Raw genomic sequence first — 22,772 nt, forward strand, 5'->3', positions numbered from 1 at the left:
CCCTGCGTCAGCGCAGCCAGTGCGCATAGGCGGCCAGCACCGCTAGGTGCGCCACGTAGTAGACGTAGAACGCCCAGCGCCATCGTGGCAGCCGCCACTGCACGCGCGCGGCCGCCAGCGCCAGCGGGATGGCCAGCAATGCCCATCCATTGCCATTGACCCAGCACAGCCCACCGAATCCGAACGCCAGCAGCCAGTAGGCCCGGTGGCGGAATGCGATCCAGCCCAGCATCACCAATGCCACCCCGGCCCATTGATAGTCGACGAAGAACGGCAGCAGCCCACCCGCCACCAGCAGCAACAGCTGCCGGTTGTTGGCCAGCGCGTGCACGGCTACAGCGGCCAGGCCGAAGGTCAACAGGATGTTCAGCGGCAACCAGTGGCCGAAGGCCAGCATATGCAGGGGTTGCGCAACCAGGCCCCATGCGGACAGGCGCCGTATCGACTTGCCCAGATCCGCCCCTGGCTGTGCCAGGTTGCAGGCCATCACCAGTGCGAACAGCGGGAAGGCGATGCGCCCCAGCTCGCTGACCACCGGTACATAGCCGCCGAAAACCACTTTGGCGACATGATCGCCGGTCATCGACAGCAGCGCGAGCCACTTCAGCAGCTCGCGGGCGCCGCTGCCGAGGGCGCTGCGCGCCGGGGGGTATCGTGCAGCGACGTCCTGCGCGCTCATGCCATTCATCCTCTGCGTCCTGCAGGGTCGATATCGCCGGGCCTCGACGGAATTACCCCTTGAACGCAAAGAATACTTGAACCTGGGGCGGATGACGCTGGTCGATGTGCCCCGCTATCCTTGTACTCCCTGCTTGTGAGGCACCGCCATGCGCACGCTGTACCCGCCGATTACCCCGTACCGCGAACACACGCTGCCCGTGGATGCACTGCACACCCTGCATGTCGAGGAGTGCGGCACGCCCGATGGCATTCCGGTGGTGTACCTGCATGGCGGCCCGGGCGCTGGCATCTCGCCCACCCATCGCCGTTTCTTCGACCCCAGGCGCTACCGCATCGTGCTGATCGATCAGCGCGGCAGCGGCCGCTCCACGCCCTTCGGCGAGCTGCGCGACAACACCACGCAGCATCTGGTGGCCGACATCGAGAAGGTCCGCCAACACCTGGGCATCGAGCGCTGGCTGGTCTACGGCGGCTCCTGGGGTTCGACCCTGTCGCTGGCCTATGCACAGGCGCATCCCGACCGCGCCACCGGGCTGATCGTGCGCGGCGTATTCCTGGGTCGCGAGGAAGAGAACCGCTGGTTCGCCGAGCTCAACGGCGGTGCGCGCTGGATCTTCCCGGAGCGCTGGGATCGCTACCAGGCGCACATTCCGGAAAGCGAGCGCGGCAACATGCTCGACGCGTACTGGAAACGCCTGGACCACGCCGACGAAGCCATCCGCATCGCCGCGGCACAGGCGTGGCTGGGCTGGGAAGACAATGCCGCCACGCTGCTGCACGACGTCGACGCGGTGTCCGCTACCGATCCGCTCGATACGCTGGCCAAGGCACGCATCGAGGCCCACTACTTCCGTCACAACACTTTCCTCGAGCACGGCCAGCTGCTGCGCGACATCGATCGCATCCGCCATCTGCCGGGGGTCATCGTGCAGGGGCGCTACGACATCATCTGTCCGCCGCGCAGTGCCTGGGACCTGGCACAGGCGTGGCCGGAAGCCCGACTGGAGATGGTCATCGCCGGCCACAGCGCCAACGAAGCGGCCACGACCGATGCCCTGGTGCGGGCCACCGACGCTTTCGCGGACCACAACTGAACAAAAGGGGCCAACGGCCCCTTTTTCTATACCAAGGTATAGCCGGGCTAACCCACGGGCCTCTAGGCCTGCTGAATACGAGCGCGGACAATAGCGCCACTGGCCAGTGACTGGCCGCCCCACGCGGAGACGCAGATGGATCCCGACCCTGCCGGGCGCAACGCGCGCCCCTGCCTGCCTACTTGTTCACTGCTGGCGACTGACGGCCGGTTCCTGTCCGTGTAAGCGATGGGAGCCCCGGGCAGCGCCTGCCCGGAGGAATCCCATGTCCTACAAGATTCTCTACATCACCGTGCGCCGCCTGATCGGTGAGCGCGATGTTTCCGCCCTGCGCAGCCTGCTGCTGCAGCACGGCCCTGTCCTGTTCGCCCGTTCGCTGGCCCTCGGCTCGCCACGGGTGGTGGCCGACGCACTGTCGCTGCTGCCGATCAGCGAGCGCATCAACGTGCTGCGCCACCTGCCCTACCCGCTGCGCGATGCGATGAAGCCGCTGTGCATCGGCGGCAGCCAACGCTTGCGCATGCAGCCCTGGTCGCCGTCGGTGCTGGCCATGCGCCACGCCTGATACCACCCCTTCCGCTCCACGCGCTGGCTCCGCCCGGCGCCGCTCCAAGAGGACCTTCCCATGAGCCTGCTCAACGCCTGGTTCAACGCCTTCCTGCGCAGCCGTCGCGCGGGCAACCTGTTCGGTCGTCGCGCGATGCCCGAAGCCGGGTATGGCCGTGGCAGCACGCAGGCCGCGCCCACCGCGCTCACTGCTGGACTGCTCGCGCTTGCACAGGGCAGCGAAGCCGATGCGCTGGCCACCCTGCAGTCGCATGTCGATGGTCTCAGCCCGCACGAGGCCGAAGAGCGCCTGCTGCGCTTCGGCCCCAACGAGGTCGATCACGAGAAGCCGCTGCCGTGGTGGCGCCATCTGTGGCAGTGCTATCGCAACCCGTTCAACCTGCTGCTGACGGTGCTGGCGGCCGTGTCCTGGCTGACCGAAGACGCCAAGGCGACGGTGGTGATCGGTGCGATGGTGGTGCTGTCCACCCTGATCCGCTTCGTGCAGGAGGGGCGCTCCAACCGCGCCGCCGAACGGCTGAAGGCGCTGGTAGGCAACACCGCCCGCGTGCTGCGCCGCGCTGCGGGCACCGAGGCGGCGGAGGTGGCCGACCAGTATTTCGGCGCGCAGCTGCACAGCCGTCGGCCGGCACGGCTGCTGGACCTGCCGATCCGCGCTCTGGTACCGGGTGACCATATCGTGCTGTCGGCAGGCGACATGATCCCGGCCGACTGCCGCGTGCTCGCCGCCAAGGATCTGTTTGTCGCACAGGCGGCGATGACCGGCGAATCGCTGCCGGTGGAGAAGTTCGTGCAGCCGGGCAACGCCGACGCCGGCCTGATGGAACAGGCCAACCTGTTGTTCATGGGTACCAATGTGGTGTCCGGCACGGCAACAGCACTGGTGCTGGCCACCGGCAACACCAGCTACTTCGGCACCCTCGCCCAGCGCAGCAGTGCCAGCGATCGCGCGCCGACAGCGTTCCAGGCCGGGGTCAACAGTGTCAGCTGGCTGCTGATCCGCTTTGCCCTGGTGATGGTGCCGTTCGTGCTGCTGGTCAATGGCTGGACCAAGGGCGACTGGACCGAAGCATTCCTGTTCGCGCTGTCGGTGGCGGTCGGCCTGACCCCGGAAATGCTGCCGATGATCGTCACCTCCACCCTGGCCAAGGGCGCGGTGCTGCTGTCGCGGCGCAAGGTGATCGTCAAGCGCCTGGACGCGATCCAGAACTTCGGTGCGATGGAAGTGCTGTGTACCGACAAGACCGGCACCCTCACCCAGGACAAGATCGCGCTGGAGCGGCACACCGATGTGTTCGGGCAGGATTCGGAGGATGTGCTGACCTTCGCCTACCTCAACAGCCACTTCCAGACCGGCCTGATCAACCTGCTGGATCGTGCGGTGCTGGAGCATGTGGAGCTGCAGAGCTCGCTGCGCCTGTCGCAGGACTACCGCAAGGTCGATGAGATTCCGTTCGACTTCGAGCGCCGTCGCATGTCGGTGGTGGTCTCCGAGCGCGAGGACCATCACGAATTGATCTGCAAGGGTGCGGTGGAGGAGATGCTGGCGGTGTGCAGCACCGTGCGCGAGAACGGCCGGGACATGCCGCTGGACGCGCAGCGCCTGGCCCGGGTGCGGCAGACCACCGAGGAACTGAACGAACAGGGCCTGCGGGTGGTGGCGGTGGCGATGAAGGAGACCGCCGCCACCCAGACTGTGTACTCGCAGGCCGACGAGCGGGATCTGACCCTGGTGGGCTATGTGGCCTTCCTCGATCCGCCGAAGGAATCCGCTGCTCACGCACTGCAGGCGCTGGCCGCGCATGGTGTGGAAGTGAAGGTGTTCACCGGCGACAACGAACTGGTCACCGCGCGGATCTGCGCCCAGGTCGGCCTGGACGCCGACACGATCGTGACCGGCCCGCAGATCGAGCGCATGGACGACGCTGCCGTGGCGCGTGCACTGCAGGAGCACCGCGTGTTCGCCCGCCTCACGCCCCTGCACAAGGAACGGCTGGTGCGCGAGCTGCGCGCGCAGGGCAAGGTGGTCGGCTTTCTCGGCGATGGCATCAACGATGCTCCCGCACTGCGTGCCGCCGATATCGGCATCAGCGTGGACAGCGCGGTGGACATCGCCAAGGAGGCCGCCGACATCATCCTGCTGGAAAAGAACCTGATGGTGCTGGAGGAAGGGGTGATTCAGGGGCGGCGCACCTTCAGCAACATGCTCAAGTACATCCGCATGACCGCCAGCTCCAATTTCGGCAACGTGTTCTCGGTGCTGGTGGCCTCGGCGTTCCTGCCCTTCCTGCCGATGTTGCCGCTGCAGCTGCTGGTGCAGAACCTGCTGTATGACATCTCGCAGATCGCCATTCCCTTCGACAACGTGGATGAGGAGCTGGTGCGCAGGCCGCTGAAGTGGAACCCGGCGGACATCGGCCGCTTCATGGTGTTCTTCGGTCCGATCAGCTCGATCTTCGACCTCAGCTGCTTCGCCCTGATGTGGTACGTGTTCGATGCACGTACGCCGGCCGACCAGGGCCTGTTCCAGTCGGGCTGGTTCGTGGTCGGGCTGCTGACCCAGACGCTGATCGTGCACATGATCCGCACGCCCAAGGTACCGTTCCTGCAGAGCATCGCCGCACCGCCGCTGCTGCTGATGACCGGGGCGATCATGGCCATCGGCGTGATCCTGCCGATGAGCCCGTTGGCTGGCTACTTCAAGCTGCAGGCATTGCCGGCCGGTTACTGGCCGTTCCTGGTGGCGATCCTGTTCGGCTATGCGGTGCTGACCACCGCGCTGAAGAAGCTCTACATCCGCCGCTACGGCTGGCAGTAAGCGCGCCGGCGCAGGGAGACGCATCATGGACTTCAACCCCCACCTGCCCGCGTTCAACGCGGGCGCCACCCTCAGCTCGCTGATCAGCCTGTCCGTCGCCTTCGTGTTGGGTGCGCTGATCGGCCTGGAGCGGCAGTTCCGCCAGCGCACTGCCGGCCTGCGCACCAATACGCTGGTAGCGGTGGGTGCAGCGGTGTTCGTCGACCTGGCCGTGCGCTTCCACGACCTGTACGGCGGGCCGCCGTCGCCACTGCATGTGGTGGCCTACGTGATCTCCGGCGTCGGCTTCCTCGGTGCCGGCGCGATCATGAAGGATGGCGCCCAGGTGTCGGGCCTGAACACCGCCGCCACGCTGTGGGGCTCGGCGGCGGTCGGCGCCTGCGCCGGCATCAAGCTGCTGCCTGAAGCGGTACTGGCTGCGGTGTTCGTGCTGGCTGCCAACACCCTGCTGCGGCCGGTGGTGAACCGCATCCAGCGGCAGCCGCTGCCGGAAGCGTTCAGCGAGGCCACCTATGCCATCAACGTGGTCTGCCAGCGTGAGCAGCAGGCCGAAGTGCTGGACCGGCTGCTGCTGTTGCTGGAGCAGGCGCAGTACCCGGTACGCGCGGTCGACCAGCGGCCGTTCGGCGAGCGCGATGTCGAGATCGAAGCGGTGCTGTACGCCACCACGGTCGATGGCGCTGAACTGGATGCAGTGCTGGCAACGCTGGCCGCCACGCCGGGCGTGCTGCAGGGATTCTGGAACGCCAGCCTGGAGGAGTAGTGCCGGCCGCTGGCCGGCAACCTCATGAACTGAGGGAACACTCTGCAGATGCCGGCCAGCGGCCGGCACTACCCTGCATCTCTCTGGCGCATGCCGACCAAGGTCGGCATCTACTGAACAGCGCTTTGCTATCCTTTCCACCCACGCCAGGGAGCTATCCCGATGCCATCGTTGTCGCCCCGCCGCCCACTGGTCGTGCTGGCCCTGATCATCGTGATGGCGGCCATCTTCCTGGTCGATACGGTTACCGACTACGCCGTTGCTGCCGCCTGCTTCTACGCGGCGGTGATCCTGGCAGCGTCGCGGCGGCTTCCCGCCCGCGGCCTCATCGCCCTTGCGGCAGTCTGCATCGCATTGACAGGCCTGAGCTTCTTCCTGACCCGCTTCGGCACCTACCGTATCGGCCTGGTCAATTCAGCGATCGGCATGCTGGTGATCGGCATCACCACCTACCTGGCATTGAAGATGGAAGCGGCCAAGGCCGCGGTGCAGGATGCACAGGCGCGACTGCTGCGGGTGGCCCGCGCCTCCACCGTCGGCGAGCTGACCACCTCCATCGCACATGAAGTGAACCAGCCGCTGGCGGCCATCGCCAGCAGCGCCGAAGCCAGCCAGCGCTGGTTGGCCCAGGAACCGCCGAACCTGGACAAGGCGCGCCAGACCATCGCCCGCATCGTCGCCGACGCCCATCGCGCCAGTGACGTGATTGCCCGCATCCGTGGCCTGACCCAAGGCGCCGCGCCAGAGCGCCAGGCCTTCGACCTCAGCCTGGCCGTGGAGGAAATGCTGGCACTCTCGCGCAGCGAACTGGAACAGCATGGTGTGACGGTGGCGCTGGTGCTGGGCAGCGACCTGCCACCCGCCCACGCCGATCGCGTGCAGGTGCAGCAGGTGATCGGCAACCTCATCCTCAACGCCGTCGATGCGATGTCGGACACGCCCGTAAGCGAGCGCAGGCTGTCCCTGCTGACGGCGTACGATGGTCGCGGCCACGTCAGCCTGAGCGTGCGCGATCGCGGTGTCGGCCTGCCCTCGGAGCAGACTGACCGCGTGTTCGATGCATTCTGGACCACCAAGGCGAACGGCCTCGGCTTGGGCCTCAGCCTTAGCCGCTCGATGATCGAAGCCAACGGCGGCCATATCCGCGCCGAACGACCGCCCGGTGGCGGCGCCTGCTTCATCTTCGAGCTGCCCACGGCCACGGAGGCTGCGCATGCGTAAACCCGCCACAACACCTATTGAACCGTCACCGATCGTCTACGTGGTCGACGACGACGCCTCGGTACGCGCCGCGCTGGAGGACCTGCTGGCCTCGATGGGCCTGCAGGTGCGGGCCTTCGCCTCCACCGGGGAATTCCTTGCCCACCCGCGGGACGACGCTCCGTCATGCCTGGTGCTGGACGTGCGCATGCCCGGGCAGAGCGGACTGGATTTCCATCGCAGCATGGCCAGCCACGATCTGCACCTGCCGGTGGTGTTCATCACCGGCCACGGCGACATCGCCATGGGCGTCAATGCGATCAAGGACGGCGCGATCGAATTCCTGACCAAGCCATTCCGCGACCAGGAACTGCTGGACGCGATCCACAGGGGCATCGGGATCGATCGCCAGCGGCGCCGCGAGGGTGATGCGCTGGGCGCGTTGCAGCTGCGCTGGGGCACCTTGAGCGCCGGCGAGCGCGAGGTGGTTGCCGGCGTGGTGCGCGGTCGCCTGAACAAGCAGATCGCCGCCGACCTGGGGGTCAGCGAGATCACCGTGAAGGTGCGTCGCGCGCAGGTCATGCGCAAGATGGAAGCACGCACGCTGGTCGATCTGGTCCGCATGTACGACCGGCTGCAGGCCGCTGCGCCATGACCGCCTACGTGGCCCTGCTGCGCGCGGTCAATGTCGGCGGCACCGGCAAGCTACCGATGACCGAGCTGGTGCGGATGTGCGAGAACGCCGGATTCCGGGACGTCCGCACCTATATCGCCAGCGGCAATGCCGTGTTCAGCAGTACGCTCGACGAGGCGGGTGTGCGCGGCAGTTTGGCGAAAAGCCTGCATGCTTATGCGGGCAAGCCGGTCGGCGTGCTGGTGCGTACCGCTGCTGAGATGGCCGAAGTGGTCGCCCGCAACCCGTTCAAGGACGCCGCCGGCAACCGTGTCGTCGCCCTGTTCATCGATGCGGCGCTGCCGAAGGACCCGCTGCAGGGCGTGACGGGTATTGGCGAAGAACAGCTCGCTCTCGGCAAGCGCGAGCTGTTCATCCACTACGGCGATGGCATGGCCGGTTCGCGCCTGCGCGTCCCCTTCGCAGCAAACGGAACCGGCCGCAACATCAACACCGTGAGCCGACTGGCGGCGATGGCTGCGGAGCTGCGCTGAGCTCAGGCCTGCCGGGCAGCCCCCTAACTGCGCGTCGCTGCAATGCTTCGCTTCAACCGTGTATCGGCCAGCCCCACCGCCAGCAGCACGATGCTGGTCAGCCACCCTGCCGCCAGCAGGTGCATCCATGGCAGCACGAAGCCGAGCACGACCAGAGCCCCTGCCCCCACCAGGTGCGAGCGCGGCACGCGGCCGTAGACCGCCCGCTTGTACAGTGCGCTGCCCAGCAGGTAGATCAACGGCCCCGCTGCCAGCATCGCGGCATACGGCAGGGTCACCCTCGCCTCCGGTTCGTCCATCACCAGGTCGTTGCCGACGGCGGTAGCGATGATGCCGGCGATCAGCAGCGCGTGCACGTAGTGGAAGTAGGCGCCGATGCGGCCCGGGTCGTCGGAACGGGTGATAGTGTCGGTGGCGTCGCGGCTGGAGATGCCGAAGTACAGCCACCACATCGCGATAGTACCGGCAAAGGTCGCCAGCACTGCCGACACCACCGCGCCACTCCAGTGCTCCACCTCGCTCAGCACGCCGCCGGTTGCCAGCAACGTCTCACCCAATGCGACGATCACGAACAACTGGCAGCGCTCGGCCAGGTGCCCACCTTCGATGGTCCACTCGCGGGTACGCGAACGGCCAAGGCCCGGAAACGCGAAGCCGAACATCGGCGAGATGTACTCGCAGGCGACAGCCACCGCCCACAATGCCAGCCGCGCATTGCCCTCGACCGCTGCACCGGCCAGCCAGAAGCAGGCCGAAACGCTGACCCAGGCCAGCATGCGCCTGAAGTTGGCGGCCAGCGGGTGCGAGCGCCCTACTTCCAGCAGCACAAACAGCGTCCGCCCTACCTGCATCGTGGCGTAGGCACCGGCGAACATCCAGGCGCGACCGGCAAAGGCTTCCGGGATGGACGAAGACATCAGCAACGCCAGCAGCATCGTGACGAACAACAGGCCACGGATACGCGGCGCCTCCGGGTCGAACCAGTTGCTGACCCAGCACGCGTACTGCCAGCCAAGCCAGACCGCAAACCACAACACCAGCGTCTGCAGCACGCCCAGCAGGCCCAGGTGGTGCAGCAGGTGGTGGCTGAGCTGGGTGACCGCGAACACATAGACCAGGTCGAAGAACAGTTCTTCGTAGGTCACCCGTGCATGATGGCCGTCGCGACGACGCAGGGCAGGAAGACGGGGCGTTGCCGGCATCACGGATCCTCGGTTCAGCGGCCCAGCCGCCAGAAGATGACACCGGCCACCAGCGCCGGCACGGCAAACACCAGCAGCAGGATCGGCAACTCCTCGCGCACCGTATAGCCTGCCCGGCTGACCCCCACCCACATGTTGGCCACCGATACCAGCAGCCAGGTGCCGATGAAGGCCAGCAGCGCCGTTGGCAGCTGCGAACCACCGGTGCTCCAGAGCCTGCCGAACAGCGCGAAGACGGCCAGCAGCAGGAACCCGCCGACGATCACCAGAAGCACGTGCATGGTCACTCTCCCCGATGGCTGCCATGCAGCCTATCTGCGGCCGAGTGTGCGCTGCAGAGGGTGATCGTGGATTCACTTTCCGGGGGCGGCGAACAATCCCCTCACCGGGCACCCTGATAGCAAATGCGAACAGTTCCCATTACTATCGTGGCACCGCGCAGGGCTGGCCTTGTGCGGCCCACCCTTCCCGCCTGCACTGCCTCCCCCGGATGTCCACGCCCCCGCCCTCCCCACCACCTGCGCTGCCGCTGGTGTCCTCGCTGGTGCGCCACTACGAGGATCTGGTGGATTACCTGCGCCGTCGCTTCGCCTCGCCCGGGCTGGCCCGCGAGGTGGTGCACGACGTCTGCGTACGCCTGCTGGAACGCCCCTCCCCGGCAGATGTGCGGCAGCCGATGGCGCTGCTGCGACGGATGGCGCATGACGCTGCGGTTGATCGTTGCCGTGCTGAAGACCTGCGCCGCCAGTGGGTGGAACCCCGTGCCGAACTGCCCGATGCGGCCTGCGAAGGTGCCGGCCCGGCCACACAGGCCGTTGCCGCGCAGGAACTGGCACGGCTTGTCGACGTCATCCGTGCGATGCCCTGTCGACGCCGCCAGGTGTTCATCCTGCACAAGATCCATGACGTTCCGCAGGCTGCGGTTGCCCGCCGCATGGGCATCGGCCTGAAGGCGGTCGAGCGGCATCTGCGGTTGGCGATGGTCGATTGCCGGCAGGCGCTGCCGGTGAGGGCGCTGACGTGACAGCGCCCCCTCGCCCGCGCCCTCCACTCCCGGACAAGGCCGGCACGCCTTCGCCTGATCGTCTGCTGGAGCAACATCGGGACACCCTCAAGGCACTGTTCCCGGTACCCGATCCGGCGCAACTGTATCGCCCCCACCGCAGCCGGCAGATCGGCGGGGCTGCGCTCTGCCTGCTGCTGGTGGCTGGACTGGGCGGGCTTTACGCTGTCGATCCCGGCTGGCAACAGCACGATTACCGGACGGTCACCGGCCAACGTCGCAACGTGCTGCTGGCCGATGGCAGCCGTATCCAGCTGGATGCGGGCAGCCATCTGCAGGTGCGCAGCCATCTGCGTTCGCGCCGCGCGGTGCTGGTCTCCGGACGCGCCCGCTTCGACGTGGCGCCCTCGCGCTGGCGCCGGTTCCAGGTCGATGCCGGGCCCGTGCAGGTGCGCAACTACGGCACGGTGTTCGACGTGGAGCGACGCGGTGACCGCAGTGAAGTCCGCCTGTGGCGAGGCAAGGTCGGCGTGCGCGTTGCTGGCCGTGACGGCGAGCAGCACCTGCAGCCTGGCCAGCAGCTGCTGGCAGGGACAGGGCCGGTCCAGCTGCCGCAGCCGATCGCCACTGGCAGCGGGGAATGGACGCAGGGCCGACTGCAGTTCGCGCAGGCCCCGCTGGGCGAGGTGGTACGCAGCCTGCAGCGCTATCACCACGGCGCAATCGTACTGGACGAACCCGGACTGGCCACGCTGCAGGTATCGGGCGTGTTCGATGGCGACCATGCCGCCACCGCGCTGGCGCTGCTGCCGGAGATCCTGCCCGTCGCCGTCCACGTCCGCGGCGACGGCAGCGTGCACATCTCCGCACGCCACTGAATTCGGCACCGAGGGTGGGTTATGGCCCTGCTCATACGGCTGCTACATGAACCCCTCTGAAGGACCCCGCATGACCCGCATTGCCCTGCCCGCCGCCCTGCGCCGCCTGACGCCTGCCCTGCTGGCCGTCGGCCTGTGCGCCGCCCTTCCGGCGGCGGCGCAGTCCACCCCCACGGCGGTGGACGTCCATCTTCCGGCCGCCCCGCTGCAACAGTCACTCAATGCGGTGGCCAGGCAGAGCGGCATCCAGCTGCTGTTCGCTGCAGACAGCGTTGCCGGCCGCCAGGCGCCAGCGCTGGACGGCCGCTATGCCCCGCGCGAAGCACTGCAACGGCTGATTGCCGGTCAGGGACTGAGCGTCGAGGAACGCTCGCCGGGCGTGTTCGTGATCCGCAGCGCGCTCGCTACGGCAGCTGCGGCGGCAAACACGGACCGCCCGCGCACTGCGCCAGCGCCGGCAGCCGCAACCTCGCTTGGCAGAGTGACTGTGTCGGCGTCCACCGCGCGCATGCCGCAGGGCGAGACCGCCATGCCAAACACCATCACCGTGCTCACCCGTGAGGACGTCCAGCAGCAGCTGGCATTGGGCTCGGATGTGTCACGCGTGCTGTCCTCGCAGATCCCGGCCTTCGCTCCGGCACGCGAGAAGATGTCCAACTATGGCGAAAGCATGCGCGGGCGCGGCATCCTGTACATGGTTGACGGCGTGCCACAGTCGACGCCGCTGCGCGATGGTTCGCGTGATTCACATACCATCGATCCGGCGATGATCGAACGCATCGAAGTGATCCACGGCGCCAACGCGCTGCAGGGTATCGGCGGCACCGGTGGCATCGTCAACATCATCACCCGCAGCGCGCCGAGCGAACCGGGTGCTTTCCTGCTGGACAGCAGCCTTTCGCTCACCGCCGCCTCGCCGCGCCGCCGCGACGATGATGGCCAGCGTGCTTCGGCACTGGTGGGTATCCGCGGCGAACAGTTCGACCTCGTTGCCGGCCTGGCACATGAGCGGCAGGGCCTGTACTACGACGGCGACGGCCGTGCGATCGGCACCAATGCGCAGGGCGAACTGATGGATTCGACCTCTAGCAACATCTTCGCGAAGCTTGGCTGGAACATCGCCGAAGGCCAGCGCCTGCAGGTGATGGCCAACCGCTACGAACTGCGCGGCCTGGACAATTACCTGCCTGTGGATGGCAACTTCCGCACCGGTCGCCCGGCCACGTCGGTGCCCGGCGATACGCCGCTCGATCCGCCGATGAACCGCTCACGCTCGCTGACCCTGGACTACAGCAACGCCGATCTGTTCGGCGGCCAGTTCCTGGCGCAGGCCTTCGCGGTTGATTTCGAAGGGCGTTACGGCGCCAGCCAGTGGGATCCGTGGGGCAACACGGGTGCCAACGCTGCCTGGGACCAGACCCAGAACGAGTCGGACAAGCGTGGCTTCAAGCTGACCCAGAGCTGGCGCCGCATCGGCGACACGTCGCTGGACGTCACCCTGGGCCTGGATGGCCTGCGTGACCGCACCCACCAGGTGCTGCTGGCCAGTGGCCTGAACTGGGTGCCGCTGACCACCTACCAGAGCCTGTCGCCGCTGTTGCAGCTGCAGTGGTGGCCCACCGACCACGTCATGCTGTCCGCTGGCCTGCGCTACGAAAAGGGCGAGCTGGAGGTGGGCGACTACACCACCCTGCCCCGCTACGGCGCACGCAAGGTGGCAGGCGGCAAGCCGACGATGAGCGAGACGCTGCCGAACTTCGGCGCGGTCTGGTACATCAATGACCGTCTCAATGCCTACGCGTCGTATTCGGAGGGCTACACCGTGGCCGATGTTGGCCGCGTGCTGCGCGCGATCAATCGCGATGGCCAGCGCGTGGACAACCTGGTGGACCTGTCGCCGGTAGTGTCGGACAACCGAGAGATCGGACTGGAATATGACGATGGTCGCTTCAGCGGCGATATCGCGTACTACACCTCCGAATCCAAGCTGGGTTCGGTACTGGTCTATGACGCCGGCATTGATGCCTACAACGTGCAGCGCCAGGCCACGCGGGTGGAAGGCTTCGAGACCAACCTGCGCCTGCGCCTGGGTGACAGCCACCTCGGCATGGGCTATGCCCGCGCCAATGGCCGCTATGACGCCGACCTGGATGGTCGTCTGGAAAGCGATCTGGCAGGCGTCAACATCGCCCCGAACCGTCTGACCGCGTTCTGGGAACAGGGCTGGACCTCGCAGCTCAGCACCCGTCTGCAGGCCAGCCATGCCTTCGATCGCGACTTCGACCTGCGCGGCGTGCCGGTGGCCAGCTTCAAGGGCTACACCACGGTCGACCTGGTCGCCCGCTATGCGCTGGGCAAGAGCAGTTTCATCCTGGGCGTGCAGAACCTCGCCAACAAGCAGTACATCACCTACTACTCGCAGACCACGCCATCCAACCCGAGCTATTTCGCCGGGCGTGGGCGAGTGCTTACGCTGGGATGGCAGTACCGCTACTGAGACATGGCGCCTTATGGGTGCCATGAATTCTATACGTGACGCGACGAAGGAGGCCCATGCTAGTTTCTGGGCCTCCTTCATCGGTGCCCTCCCATGCGCTTGCAGACCCTCGCCATCACGCTCGCTGCCCTGCTTCCCGCTGCGGCCTCTGCCACCGAACCAGCGCTGCCGCAACTGCGTGCCTACACCGTTGATGCCTCCTGGCTGCAGCCGATGGCGCCGCTGCAGATTGCCGATCACACCTGGCAGATCGGCACCGAAGACCTGACCGCACTGCTGGTGCAGACGCCGCAGGGCGCGGTGCTGCTCGATGGCGGCATGCCGCAGATGGCCGACCATCTGCTGCGCAACATGAAAGCGCGCGGCGTTGCGCCGCAGGATCTGCGCCTGATCCTGCTCAGCCATGCCCACGCCGATCACGCCGGCCCGGTTGCTGCGCTCAAGCGCAGTACCGCTGCGCAGATCGTCGCAAATGCCGAATCTGCGGTACTGCTGGCACGTGGCGGCAGCAACGACCTGCACTTCGGCGACGACATCACCTATCCACCGGCAACGGCGGACAGGATCATCATGGATGGCGAGGTGGTCTCGCTCGGTGGCGTCGACTTCACCGCGCACTTCGTGCCCGGCCATACCCCGGGCAGCACCGCCTGGACCTGGACCGACACCCGGGGCGGCAAACCGGTGCGCATGGTCTATGCCGACAGCCTGAGTGCGCCGGGCTATCAGCTGCAGGCCAACCCGCGCTACCCGCACCTGATCGAGGACTATCGCCGCAGCTTCGCCACGGTGCGCGCCCTGCCCTGCGACGTCCTGCTGACTCCGCATCCCGGCGCCAGCGGCTGGAACTACGCAGCGGGCACATCGGCAGGAGCCAAGGCAATGACCTGCCAGGACTACGCCGACTCGGCCGAACGCAATTTCGACGCGCAGTTGAAGAAGCAACGCGAAAAGCAGCGTTGACCAGGCGCGGCGGCGATCCGCCGCCGCGCCCGCCACACCTTGTCAGCCACCCTGCCCGTGCTGTGCGAAGGGCTGAGTGCTGCCATCGGCCAGCACCAGCTCCACGGTATACGGCTGCACATGGCCATCAGGCATTTCCATGCCCGGTGATCCAGCCGGCATCCCCGGCAGCACCAGGCCACGCGCCGTCGGCCTTTCCTTCAGCAGGCGCTTGATGTCGCTGGCCGGAATATGGCCTTCCACCACATAGCCACCGATCTCGGCGGTATGGCAGGACGCCTTGCCGGCCGGTACGCCGAGCCGTTGCTTGACCGGATGCATGTCATCGGTATCGCGTATCTCAACCGCGAAGCCGGCAGCCTTCAGGTGGTCGGCCCACACGCCACAGCAACCACAACTGGCCGTCTTGTGCACGATGGCCAACGGAAGCTCCCGGTAGATCGTTGCTCCGGCCGTCGCCTCGACCGCCGAGGCGGTTGCGGTTGCGGGCGAGGACACGGCCTCTTCGGAGGCACGCGCGCAGGCGGTGGCCAGCAGAACGGGGGTGAGTAACAGGCTCAGGGAAAGAATGCGGTTCATGGATCAGGTTTTCCTTTGCAATCGCAGGCGCGGGCGCCTGCCATCCACGCGACGGATGCGCGTGGGTCAAGTAGATGAGGGGTACTGCAGGACGGCAGGTACGCAACCTGCGCGCGATCAGGCGATCGGCGGACGAATCAGGTGAGGCAGCGCAGGCGCGGGATGAGCCGGCGGCAGCGCGTCGCCGGGCACTGCACGCAGCGGCCATGCAGCGAGGCTTGCCGATGTCGGCAGCATGGCCACACTCGTCGGCACGCACTCGCAGCCCTCGCTGCTGCACGCGGCTGCCTCCCATTCATCGCAGCAGGTGGGCGTGACAGAGATCGCAGCGCCGGCGATCTCGTGGGGGCCATCGCAATGACCACCGCCGGACTGACCGTTGATGCCGCCCGAGGCAAGCGCCAGCGCCGGTGCATTGAGCACCAGGGTCAGGAGCAGCATCAGTCGCAGCAGCAGGCCGGATATATCCACGGGCTGATGATAGCCGACGCACGATGCGCCCGTCGCCGCTGCCTGCTGTCATCATGCATGACGTTCATTGGAGCCTTTCCATGCCTGCCCGCTTCGCCTCTGCTGCCCTCCTGCTGTCCGCGTTGCTTAGCGCTCCCGCCATGGCAGGCGAACGCCAATGGACCGTGCTGTTCAGCGGCGATGGTGACGACACCCATGAGCGCTGGCAGGTAAGCGGGACGCGGTTGCGAACGCTTCCCGTGTTCGACCCGGCGCGCGCCGAGCCGCCGCTGTCGGTGCATCAAGCTGCGGCGGCAGCACTGGCCCACGCGCGCCTGCGTTATCCCGGCGATGACTTCGTGGTCTCCGAGGTAAGCCTGCAGCGGTTCGCCGCCGGCGCTGCGCCGCAGAGCGAGGACGCAGCGCGCGGCTGGGTGTACCTGGTCAGCCTCGACTACAACGCCAAGGGCTGGACCCAGATGGTGCCGGTGCTGCTGGATGGCAGCATCGTGCTGAGCGACAACGAGCAATTGTAGGATCGGCGCCTACGCGGGCACGTCGACCTGCGCGCGCATCCGTACCGGAATGGATTTCGCCGCTGGCGTACCGCTGATCCGATCGTAGTAGTCCAGCGGCAGCAGGGGGTTGAGCTCCGGGTAGTAGCCCGCCAGCGCCCCGCGCGGCATCGGGTAGTCAAGCACGGTCAGGCCTTCGATACGCCGCGTCACGCCGTCGTCGCTGATCGTTTCCAGGCTTACCAGGGCTTCCTTGCCGAGCCCGCGCGCCAGACGGTCCTCGATGTTCATGAACACCACCATGCGGTCGTTGTACACGCCCCGGTAGCGGTCGTTGTAGCTGTAGATGGTGGTGTTGTACTGGTCGTGCGAACGCACCGTGGCCAGCCGCAGCATCTCCGGGTCATCGACTACCGTGTTCACTTCCAGGCCCGGCATGACGAGGATGTTGGCCTTGCCGTTCGGGGTCGGCCACACGCGCCTGCGCGGCGGAATATCCAGGTGGAAGCCGTGCAGTGCCTGGATGCGCTCGTTGAAGCCGGCATAGATGTCCGGGTAGACGGCGGCGATCAGGTCTCGGATCGGGCCGTAATCATGCATGTACGCGGCCCAGTCCACCTTGCTGCCCGGCAACGTTGCCATCGCCATCCGGCAGACGATCTCCACCTCCGGCAGCACGTGGTCGCTGGCCGGCTCCAGCACGCCGCGCGACGCCGTCACGTTGGACATCGCATCTTCGATGGTGACGAACTGCTCGCCCTTCGGCGTGCGGATCCACTCCGAGCGCGCCACCACCGGCAGGATCAGCGCGTCGCGACCGTGCACGAGATGCCCCCGGTTGAGCTTGGTGGCAATACCCACGGTCAGTTCCAGTCTGCGCATGGCCTGGTAGGCGCGCTCGGTATCGGGCACGGCATGGATGAAGTTGCCGCCCATGCCGATGAACACCTTGGCGCTGCCATCGAGCATCGCCGCGATCGACTCGACCACATGGTGGCCGTGCTCGCGCGGCGGATCGAAACCAAACACCTGCTGCACGCGATCCAGGTAGCGCGCCGTGGGCTTCTCATCGATGCCGACGGTGCGGTCGCCCTGCACGTTGGAATGGCCACGGATCGGACCGATACCCGCGCCCGGCTTGCCGAAATTACCGCGCAGCAACAACAGGTTGGCCACCTGCTGCAGCAGCCGCGACCCCTGCTGGTGCTGGGTCAGGCCCATGCCATAGCAGATGACCGTCGCCTGCGAACGGATGTAGATTTCCGCGCAGCGCCGGATCTGTTCCTGTGCGATGCCCGACACCCGCACGATCTCATCCCAGTCCTGCGCCAGCACGTCCTCGCGCAGCGCCTCCAGGCCAACGGTGTGTTCGGCCAGGAAGGCATGATCCAGCACTGACTCACCCTGGGCTTCGCGCTCGAACATCACCTTCATCATGCCCTTGATCAGCGCAAGGTCGCCGCCGATGCGGACGTGCACGAACTCGCTGGTGATCTCGGTGGAACCGAACGTGGCCATCTGCACCACGTCCTGTGGTTCGGTGAAGCGGATCAGGGCACGCTCCGGCATCGGGTTGACCGCCACGATCGGCACACCGCGCTTGCGCGCTTCCACCAGGTTGCTCATCATCCGCGGCGAGTTGGTGCCGGTGTTCTGGCCCATCACGAAGATCGCCTCGGCGTGTTCGAAGTCGTCCAGCACGATGGTGCCCTTGCCCACGCCTATCGCTGGTGGCAAGCCGCGGCTGGTCGGCTCGTGGCACATGTTCGAGCAGTCCGGGAAGTTGTTGGTACCGAACTCGCGCACGAAGATCGAATACAGGAACGCCGCCTCGTTGGGCGTGCGGCCGGAGGTGTAGAACTCGGCCTGGTCGGGGTTGTCCAGCGCCTGCAGATGGCGACCGATGAGTGCAAACGCCTCGTCCCATTCGCAGGGCACGTAGTGATCGGTGGCGGCGTCGTAGCGCATCGGCTCGGTCAGCCGGCCCTGCTGCTCCAACCAGTAATCGGTCTGCGCCATCAACTCGGTGACGGTGTGCTGGGCGAACAGTTCACGGGTCACCCGGTGCTGGGTCGCTTCCCAGGCCAGGGCCTTGGCACCGTTCTCGCAGAATTCCAGCTTCTTGCGGTGGTCGGCATCGGGGAACGCGCAGCTGGGGCACTTGAATCCGCCCGGCTGGTTCATCGCCAGCAGTGCCTTGGATCCTTTGCCGATCACGCTCTGCTGCAGCAGCACCTTGGCAGTCGCACCTGCGGCCCCCCAGCCGCCTGCCGGTTGGTTGTAGGGCTTGTAACGCGGCGGCTTCTGTTCGGACATGGTCGGGAACCTGCGTTGGTGGTGTGCCTGCCAGCAGAGCCGGGCTCGCGCCCGGCTGCCGTGGCCAGTCAAGCACACCGGCAACCCCAGCGCCATGGCCCGGCCCAGGTACAGCAGGCTGCCATGGCAACGGTTACCGCCGCGTCTTCACTGGATGGCTGCGCTATCCTCCGGGCGTAGCCTGCCCTTCTGCTTTGCCCAGGATGTGCCGCATGCCCGGATCGACGTTGCCTTCGCCCCCGCCCGCCGGCACGGCCCTGCGCACGCTGCAACGCTGGCGCAGCACGGGGCAGGAGCAACGGGTCGATACGATCGCCGAAGAAGTACCGGTGGCGATGCGTTACAACGGCGCGGCCTTCGCGGTGATGATGGCCACGCCATGCGACCTGGAGGATTTCGCGCTGGGCTTCTCGCTCAGCGAAGGGTTGATCGAGCGTCCTGACCAGTTGCTGTCCATCCAGGTGCAGCCACAACTGGAGGGCATCGAGCTGAATATGAGCGTGTCCGCCGACGCCCCCGGCGCCGCACTGGATCCTGACAACGGGCGCCTGCTGCCGGGTCGCGGCGGCTGTGGGTTGTGCGGTGCGCGCCAGCTGGAGGACGTGCTGCGTCCGCTGCCTCCGGTAAAGGACCGCCGCACGTATCAGACGGCTGCACTGCAGCGGGCATTGGCTGGGCTGGCCCTACGCCAGCCGATGAATGCTGCCAGTGGTTCGACCCATGCAGCGGCCTGGGCCGATGCCAGTGGCCGCATCGGCTGGGTGCGCGAAGACGTCGGCCGCCACAATGCGCTGGACAAGCTGATCGGTGCACTGCACCACAACGAACACAGCATCGATGGCGGCCTGCTGGTGGTATCCAGCCGTGCCAGCTACGAAATGGTCAGCAAGGCAGCGCGCGCCGGTGCCAGCGTACTGGCCGCCGTCTCGGCCCCCACTGCGCTGGCCATCGACCTGGCCCGCAGTGCCGGCCTGTGCCTGGTGGGCTTCGCCCGCGAAGAAGGCTTCAACGTGTATACCCACCCGGAGCGGCTGCAGGGGAATGGCCTGCACGGGCATCCGCCTGCCTGACGGGCGCCCTCAGCGGATGGACTGGCTGCTACGCCTTGCGGGACCGCTCGGGAGAGAGCAGCCCGCCGATCCGTTCGGTCACCTGCGCGCGCACGTTCTCGTCCAGCTGGCCTTCGTACATGGCCTCGTAGATCCACAGGCCATCGGCGGCCAGCCGCGCCACGAAATTATCCAGCGCCGCCGGATCGTCGCTGCCGGCGGCCGGTGGCGAAGGCGCCCAGCGCTGCACCACCGGTGCCCACGGCCGCTCGCTGGGGAATTCGGGGTCCACCGAGTCCAGCATGAACATCAGCTCGGCACGGGTGGCACTCTGCGCCGACACACGCACGAAGGTCTGGTAGCGCTCCAGCGCAGTGGCCTCGCCGGCCGACTTGCCCAGCAGCGCCTCCATCGATGCTTCCCAGCTCTGCACCAGGTGCTCGTCGATGCCGCGCAGCAACGCTTCGCGCGAAGGAAAGTGGTACAGCAGGCCGCCACGGGTCAACTGCGCCTCGGCCGCCACCGATTCAAAGGTGACCGCACGCACCCCGTCGCGGTTGATCACGCTGACGGCGGCGTCGAGGATGCGCTCGCGCTTGCTGGTTCTCATGCCGCTATTTTACGCGATCGGCGGCGCCGTCGCGGCCGCCGGCACGTCCACGCAGCAGGCGCGCGATGATCACCGCGCCGGCCGCCAGCACCGCACTGATCACCAGCAGCACGATCCGGTAACCGCGATCGTAGGCCGCGGTGGCCAGCGCGAACCACTCGCCCTGCCCCGTCTCACGCGCCACGTGCAGCGCCTGGGTGAAGCCCTCGCGTGCGGCGGCCGGAATACCCGCAGACTCGGGCAGGAAAGCGCCGTACATCGCAGCACTCAGGCTGCCCAGCAGCGCGACGGCCAGCAGACCGCCGAACTCGTAGGACACTTCCTCCACCGACGAGGCCATGCCCGCACGATGCGGCGGCACGTTGTTGAGGATGGCGGTGGACGCCACCGAGATGGCAGCACCCATGCCGAAGCCGGTGATCGCCATGCCGGCCACCACCCAGCCCAGCCCATGCGGGAAGCCCAGCGCCACCACGCCCACACCTACCGCACCGGCCGCAAGGCCGCCGCAGATCAGCGGACGCAGGCCGACGCGATGCAGCACGCTGCCGCCCAGCAACGCGCTGGGCAGGCTGCCCAGCGCCGCCACCGATACCAGCAGGCCCGCCTGCAACGGGCTGAGGCCGGCCACCAGCTGGAAACGCTGGGTGGTGAGCAGCTGCAGCCCGGCCATCGCAAACAGGGTGAACACCGCCGACAGGGTGCCGGCAAGGAAGGCCGGATTGCGGAAGATGGCGAAATCCAGCAGCGGATACGGCAACTGCTGCTGGCGGCGGCTGAAGGCGATGCCGGAGATGATCGCCAGCAGCAGCGAGACCGCGCCCACGCTGTACGAGGGCGGCGTGGCGATCAGCGACTTGATCGCCAGTACCAGGCCCGACAGCGCGGCCAGTGCCAGCAGCGAGGACAGCAGGTCCCATGGGCGGGTGCTGTCGCGCTGCCCTTCCGGCGCCAGCAGCAGGGTCGCGATGAAAGCAACCACTACCACCGGCACATTGATGAGGAACACCGAGCCCCACCAGAAGTGCTGCAGCAGCAAGCCACCGATGATCGGCCCCAGCGCCGCACCGACGATGGCCACCGAACCCCAGATCGCGATGGCGATGTTGCGCTCGCGTTCTTCATGGAAGCTGAGCCCGATCAAGGCCAGCGTGGCCGGCATCATCGCCGCCGCACCCACGGCGAGGAAGGCACGCGCGGCGATCAGCTGCCCTGCGGTTGCAGAGAACGCCGCTGCCAACGAGGCGATGCCGAACACCACCAGGCCGACCAGGAACATCCGGCGGTGGCCGATGCGGTCACCCAGGGTGCCAGCGCCCAGCAGCAGACCGGCCATCACCAGCGGGTAGGCGTTGATGATCCACAGCGCCTGCCCGGCACTGGCCGACAGCTCCTCGGTCAGGGTCGGCAGCGCGGTATACAGCACCGAGTTGTCCAGCGTGACCAGCAGCAGGCCGGCGGCAACGGTGAACAGCAGCGACCAGCGTCGGGCGCGCGACAGGGACGGAGCACCGTCCAAGGGCTGGGAGAGAGCCATGGGAACCTGGATGGGGAAGGAGTACATCCATAACTATACAGGACATCCTGTATAGTTATGAGGCTGCCAGTGAGACCCATTCAGCTGACGGGAGGCGCAATGCTCCCTGCCTCATGACCCGGGGCCTACCTGCACTCCGCAGGCAAGGCAGCGACCGCCTGCACGATCGGGTCCTGCATGGCGCGTCCCACTGCGGCATCCAGCTCCCCCTGCAGATGGCCGTGCTGGCGCTGCATCTCCTCTTCGCACAGCGCACGCACCCGCGCGCGGGCGTTGCTGCGCAGCGTGCTGCAGCGCCAATCGCCCCCTCCCAGCGGCAGCACCGAATAGACCACGCTGTTGCAGGCGTTGCCGGCGCGTTCCGCCAACGGACGCGCGCCGAAGTCACGCGGCACACTGCTGCGCTGCGGATCGAAATAGCTGTCCGGGAAGGTGCGCGCGTACTGTTCGATGTCCACCTCGATAGTGCCGCCTTCGCCTGCCGGCACGCGCAGTGGCTGACCGCAGCCGGTGGCGTCGGCGCGGTGTTGGATGTACTGGTAGATCGGTCGGTCCAGGCTCGCATCCTGCGCGGTCACGGCGCTGACCGCCGCCAGCACCGGCAGCGACGCACGGTTGGCCATGCGCGCCAGCACTCCCGCCTGCGCGGGTTCGCAGCGGTCGCGCAGCGTCGCCACCAGCAGGAACAGCAGGTCATCACGAAAGGCCTTGTCGGCCGCCAGGTGATGTTCGATGCGTGCCTGCGCTTCCGCCACTGGTGCGGGAAATGCAACGGCCGGTGGCGAGGGCGCGTGCGTTGCGTTCCACAGCAGCGCCACCCCGGTTCCTGCCAGCAGCAACACCACCATCAGCAGCGCGACGGTGCGTGCGCGGAGCCTCGTCA

22 protein-coding genes are annotated in these 22,772 nt (G+C 67.1%); 13 read left to right on the forward strand and 9 right to left on the reverse strand.

Translation table 11 applies throughout. The features are described from left to right. Positions 1 to 7 precede the first annotated feature (7 nt). Positions 8 to 679, reverse strand: a complete 672-nt coding sequence (locus tag LC407_RS07665; RefSeq protein WP_223482550.1) for a TraX family protein — start codon at positions 677 to 679, stop codon at positions 8 to 10. 148 nt (positions 680 to 827) lie between these two features. Between LC407_RS07665 and pip the strand changes: the two genes are divergently transcribed. The 7 genes from pip (at position 828) to LC407_RS07700 (ending at position 8,290) form a co-directional block, all read left to right on the forward strand. Then, on the forward strand, positions 828 to 1,775 hold the full coding sequence (pip, locus tag LC407_RS07670) for a prolyl aminopeptidase (protein WP_223482551.1): 948 nt from the start codon (positions 828 to 830) through the stop codon (positions 1,773 to 1,775). 265 nt (positions 1,776 to 2,040) lie between these two features. Continuing rightward, positions 2,041 to 2,340, forward strand: a complete 300-nt coding sequence (locus LC407_RS07675; RefSeq protein WP_025874438.1) for a hypothetical protein — start codon at positions 2,041 to 2,043, stop codon at positions 2,338 to 2,340. Positions 2,341 to 2,400: 60 nt separating this feature from the next. Then, positions 2,401 to 5,160 carry a magnesium-translocating P-type ATPase gene (gene mgtA, locus LC407_RS07680; RefSeq protein ID WP_025874437.1) on the forward strand — a complete coding sequence of 920 codons (2,760 nt, stop codon included), beginning with the start codon at positions 2,401 to 2,403 and terminating at the stop codon, positions 5,158 to 5,160. Positions 5,161 to 5,185: 25 nt separating this feature from the next. After that, entirely contained in the window at positions 5,186 to 5,923 is a 738-nt protein-coding gene (locus LC407_RS07685) for an MgtC/SapB family protein (RefSeq protein WP_059064285.1), read from the forward strand. Between the two features lie 162 nt (positions 5,924 to 6,085). Then, positions 6,086 to 7,144 (forward strand): ATP-binding protein, encoded by a 1,059-nt coding sequence (locus tag LC407_RS07690; protein ID WP_223482552.1) that lies wholly within the window; start codon positions 6,086 to 6,088, stop codon positions 7,142 to 7,144. Continuing rightward, positions 7,137 to 7,778, forward strand: coding sequence for a response regulator transcription factor (locus tag LC407_RS07695; RefSeq protein ID WP_223482553.1), 642 nt, complete (start codon positions 7,137 to 7,139; stop codon positions 7,776 to 7,778). Before LC407_RS07690 ends, LC407_RS07695 begins: the two co-directional genes overlap by 8 nt. After that, positions 7,775 to 8,290: a DUF1697 domain-containing protein gene (locus LC407_RS07700; protein ID WP_059064288.1), complete on the forward strand. Its 516-nt coding sequence runs from the start codon at positions 7,775 to 7,777 to the stop codon at positions 8,288 to 8,290. Before LC407_RS07695 ends, LC407_RS07700 begins: the two co-directional genes overlap by 4 nt. A gap of 23 nt (positions 8,291 to 8,313) precedes the next feature. Here LC407_RS07700 and LC407_RS07705 read toward each other — a convergent pair whose 3' ends face one another. Then, the gene (locus LC407_RS07705; protein WP_223482554.1) at positions 8,314 to 9,492 is read right to left on the reverse strand and encodes a low temperature requirement protein A; all 1,179 of its coding nucleotides are present in this window, start codon (positions 9,490 to 9,492) and stop codon (positions 8,314 to 8,316) included. 14 nt (positions 9,493 to 9,506) lie between these two features. Further along, entirely contained in the window at positions 9,507 to 9,773 is a 267-nt protein-coding gene (locus LC407_RS07710) for a hypothetical protein (RefSeq protein WP_105164145.1), read from the reverse strand. 209 nt (positions 9,774 to 9,982) lie between these two features. Here LC407_RS07710 and LC407_RS07715 point away from each other — a divergent pair, with 209 nt between their 5' ends. The 4 genes from LC407_RS07715 (at position 9,983) to blaL1 (ending at position 14,833) form a co-directional block, all read left to right on the forward strand. Next, positions 9,983 to 10,516 (forward strand): RNA polymerase sigma factor, encoded by a 534-nt coding sequence (locus LC407_RS07715; RefSeq protein ID WP_105164146.1) that lies wholly within the window; start codon positions 9,983 to 9,985, stop codon positions 10,514 to 10,516. Further along, positions 10,513 to 11,373, forward strand: a complete 861-nt coding sequence (locus tag LC407_RS07720) for a FecR domain-containing protein (protein WP_025874429.1) — start codon at positions 10,513 to 10,515, stop codon at positions 11,371 to 11,373. Before LC407_RS07715 ends, LC407_RS07720 begins: the two co-directional genes overlap by 4 nt. A gap of 70 nt (positions 11,374 to 11,443) precedes the next feature. Further along, positions 11,444 to 13,870 (forward strand): TonB-dependent receptor, encoded by a 2,427-nt coding sequence (locus tag LC407_RS07725; RefSeq protein WP_223482555.1) that lies wholly within the window; start codon positions 11,444 to 11,446, stop codon positions 13,868 to 13,870. 93 nt (positions 13,871 to 13,963) lie between these two features. Further along, entirely contained in the window at positions 13,964 to 14,833 is an 870-nt protein-coding gene (gene blaL1, locus LC407_RS07730; protein WP_223482556.1) for a L1 family subclass B3 metallo-beta-lactamase, read from the forward strand. Positions 14,834 to 14,875: 42 nt separating this feature from the next. Here blaL1 and LC407_RS07735 read toward each other — a convergent pair whose 3' ends face one another. After that, complete coding sequence (locus LC407_RS07735) at positions 14,876 to 15,412, reverse strand: DUF411 domain-containing protein (RefSeq protein WP_223482557.1); 537 nt, start codon at positions 15,410 to 15,412, stop codon at positions 14,876 to 14,878. A gap of 117 nt (positions 15,413 to 15,529) precedes the next feature. After that, positions 15,530 to 15,853 (reverse strand): hypothetical protein, encoded by a 324-nt coding sequence (locus LC407_RS07740; RefSeq protein WP_139784894.1) that lies wholly within the window; start codon positions 15,851 to 15,853, stop codon positions 15,530 to 15,532. 110 nt (positions 15,854 to 15,963) lie between these two features. On the opposite strand from LC407_RS07740, the gene LC407_RS07745 reads away from it, so the two are divergent. Continuing rightward, positions 15,964 to 16,398, forward strand: coding sequence for a hypothetical protein (locus tag LC407_RS07745; RefSeq protein WP_223482558.1), 435 nt, complete (start codon positions 15,964 to 15,966; stop codon positions 16,396 to 16,398). A 9-nt stretch (positions 16,399 to 16,407) separates the two neighbouring features. Here the strand turns inward: LC407_RS07745 and LC407_RS07750 are convergent, their stop codons facing one another. Then, a complete protein-coding gene (locus tag LC407_RS07750) occupies positions 16,408 to 18,693 on the reverse strand; it encodes an FdhF/YdeP family oxidoreductase (RefSeq protein WP_223482559.1) in 2,286 nt (761 codons plus the stop codon). A 212-nt stretch (positions 18,694 to 18,905) separates the two neighbouring features. Here LC407_RS07750 and fdhD point away from each other — a divergent pair, with 212 nt between their 5' ends. Beyond that, positions 18,906 to 19,763, forward strand: a complete 858-nt coding sequence (fdhD, locus tag LC407_RS07755) for a formate dehydrogenase accessory sulfurtransferase FdhD (RefSeq protein ID WP_223482560.1) — start codon at positions 18,906 to 18,908, stop codon at positions 19,761 to 19,763. 28 nt (positions 19,764 to 19,791) lie between these two features. On the opposite strand, the gene LC407_RS07760 is transcribed toward fdhD, so the two are convergent. The 3 genes from LC407_RS07760 to LC407_RS07770 form a co-directional block, all read right to left on the reverse strand. Continuing rightward, positions 19,792 to 20,352, reverse strand: a complete 561-nt coding sequence (locus LC407_RS07760; RefSeq protein ID WP_025874422.1) for a TetR family transcriptional regulator — start codon at positions 20,350 to 20,352, stop codon at positions 19,792 to 19,794. 4 nt (positions 20,353 to 20,356) lie between these two features. Continuing rightward, positions 20,357 to 21,889, reverse strand: a complete 1,533-nt coding sequence (locus LC407_RS07765; protein WP_223482561.1) for an MFS transporter — start codon at positions 21,887 to 21,889, stop codon at positions 20,357 to 20,359. Between the two features lie 125 nt (positions 21,890 to 22,014). Then, complete coding sequence (locus LC407_RS07770; protein WP_032974855.1) at positions 22,015 to 22,737, reverse strand: hypothetical protein; 723 nt, start codon at positions 22,735 to 22,737, stop codon at positions 22,015 to 22,017. Positions 22,738 to 22,772 lie beyond the last annotated feature (35 nt).

Origin of the sequence: Stenotrophomonas sp. OVS01A, from assembly GCF_019969775.1 — a bacterium.
In the GTDB taxonomy this organism is placed as follows: domain Bacteria; phylum Pseudomonadota; class Gammaproteobacteria; order Xanthomonadales; family Xanthomonadaceae; genus Stenotrophomonas; species Stenotrophomonas indicatrix.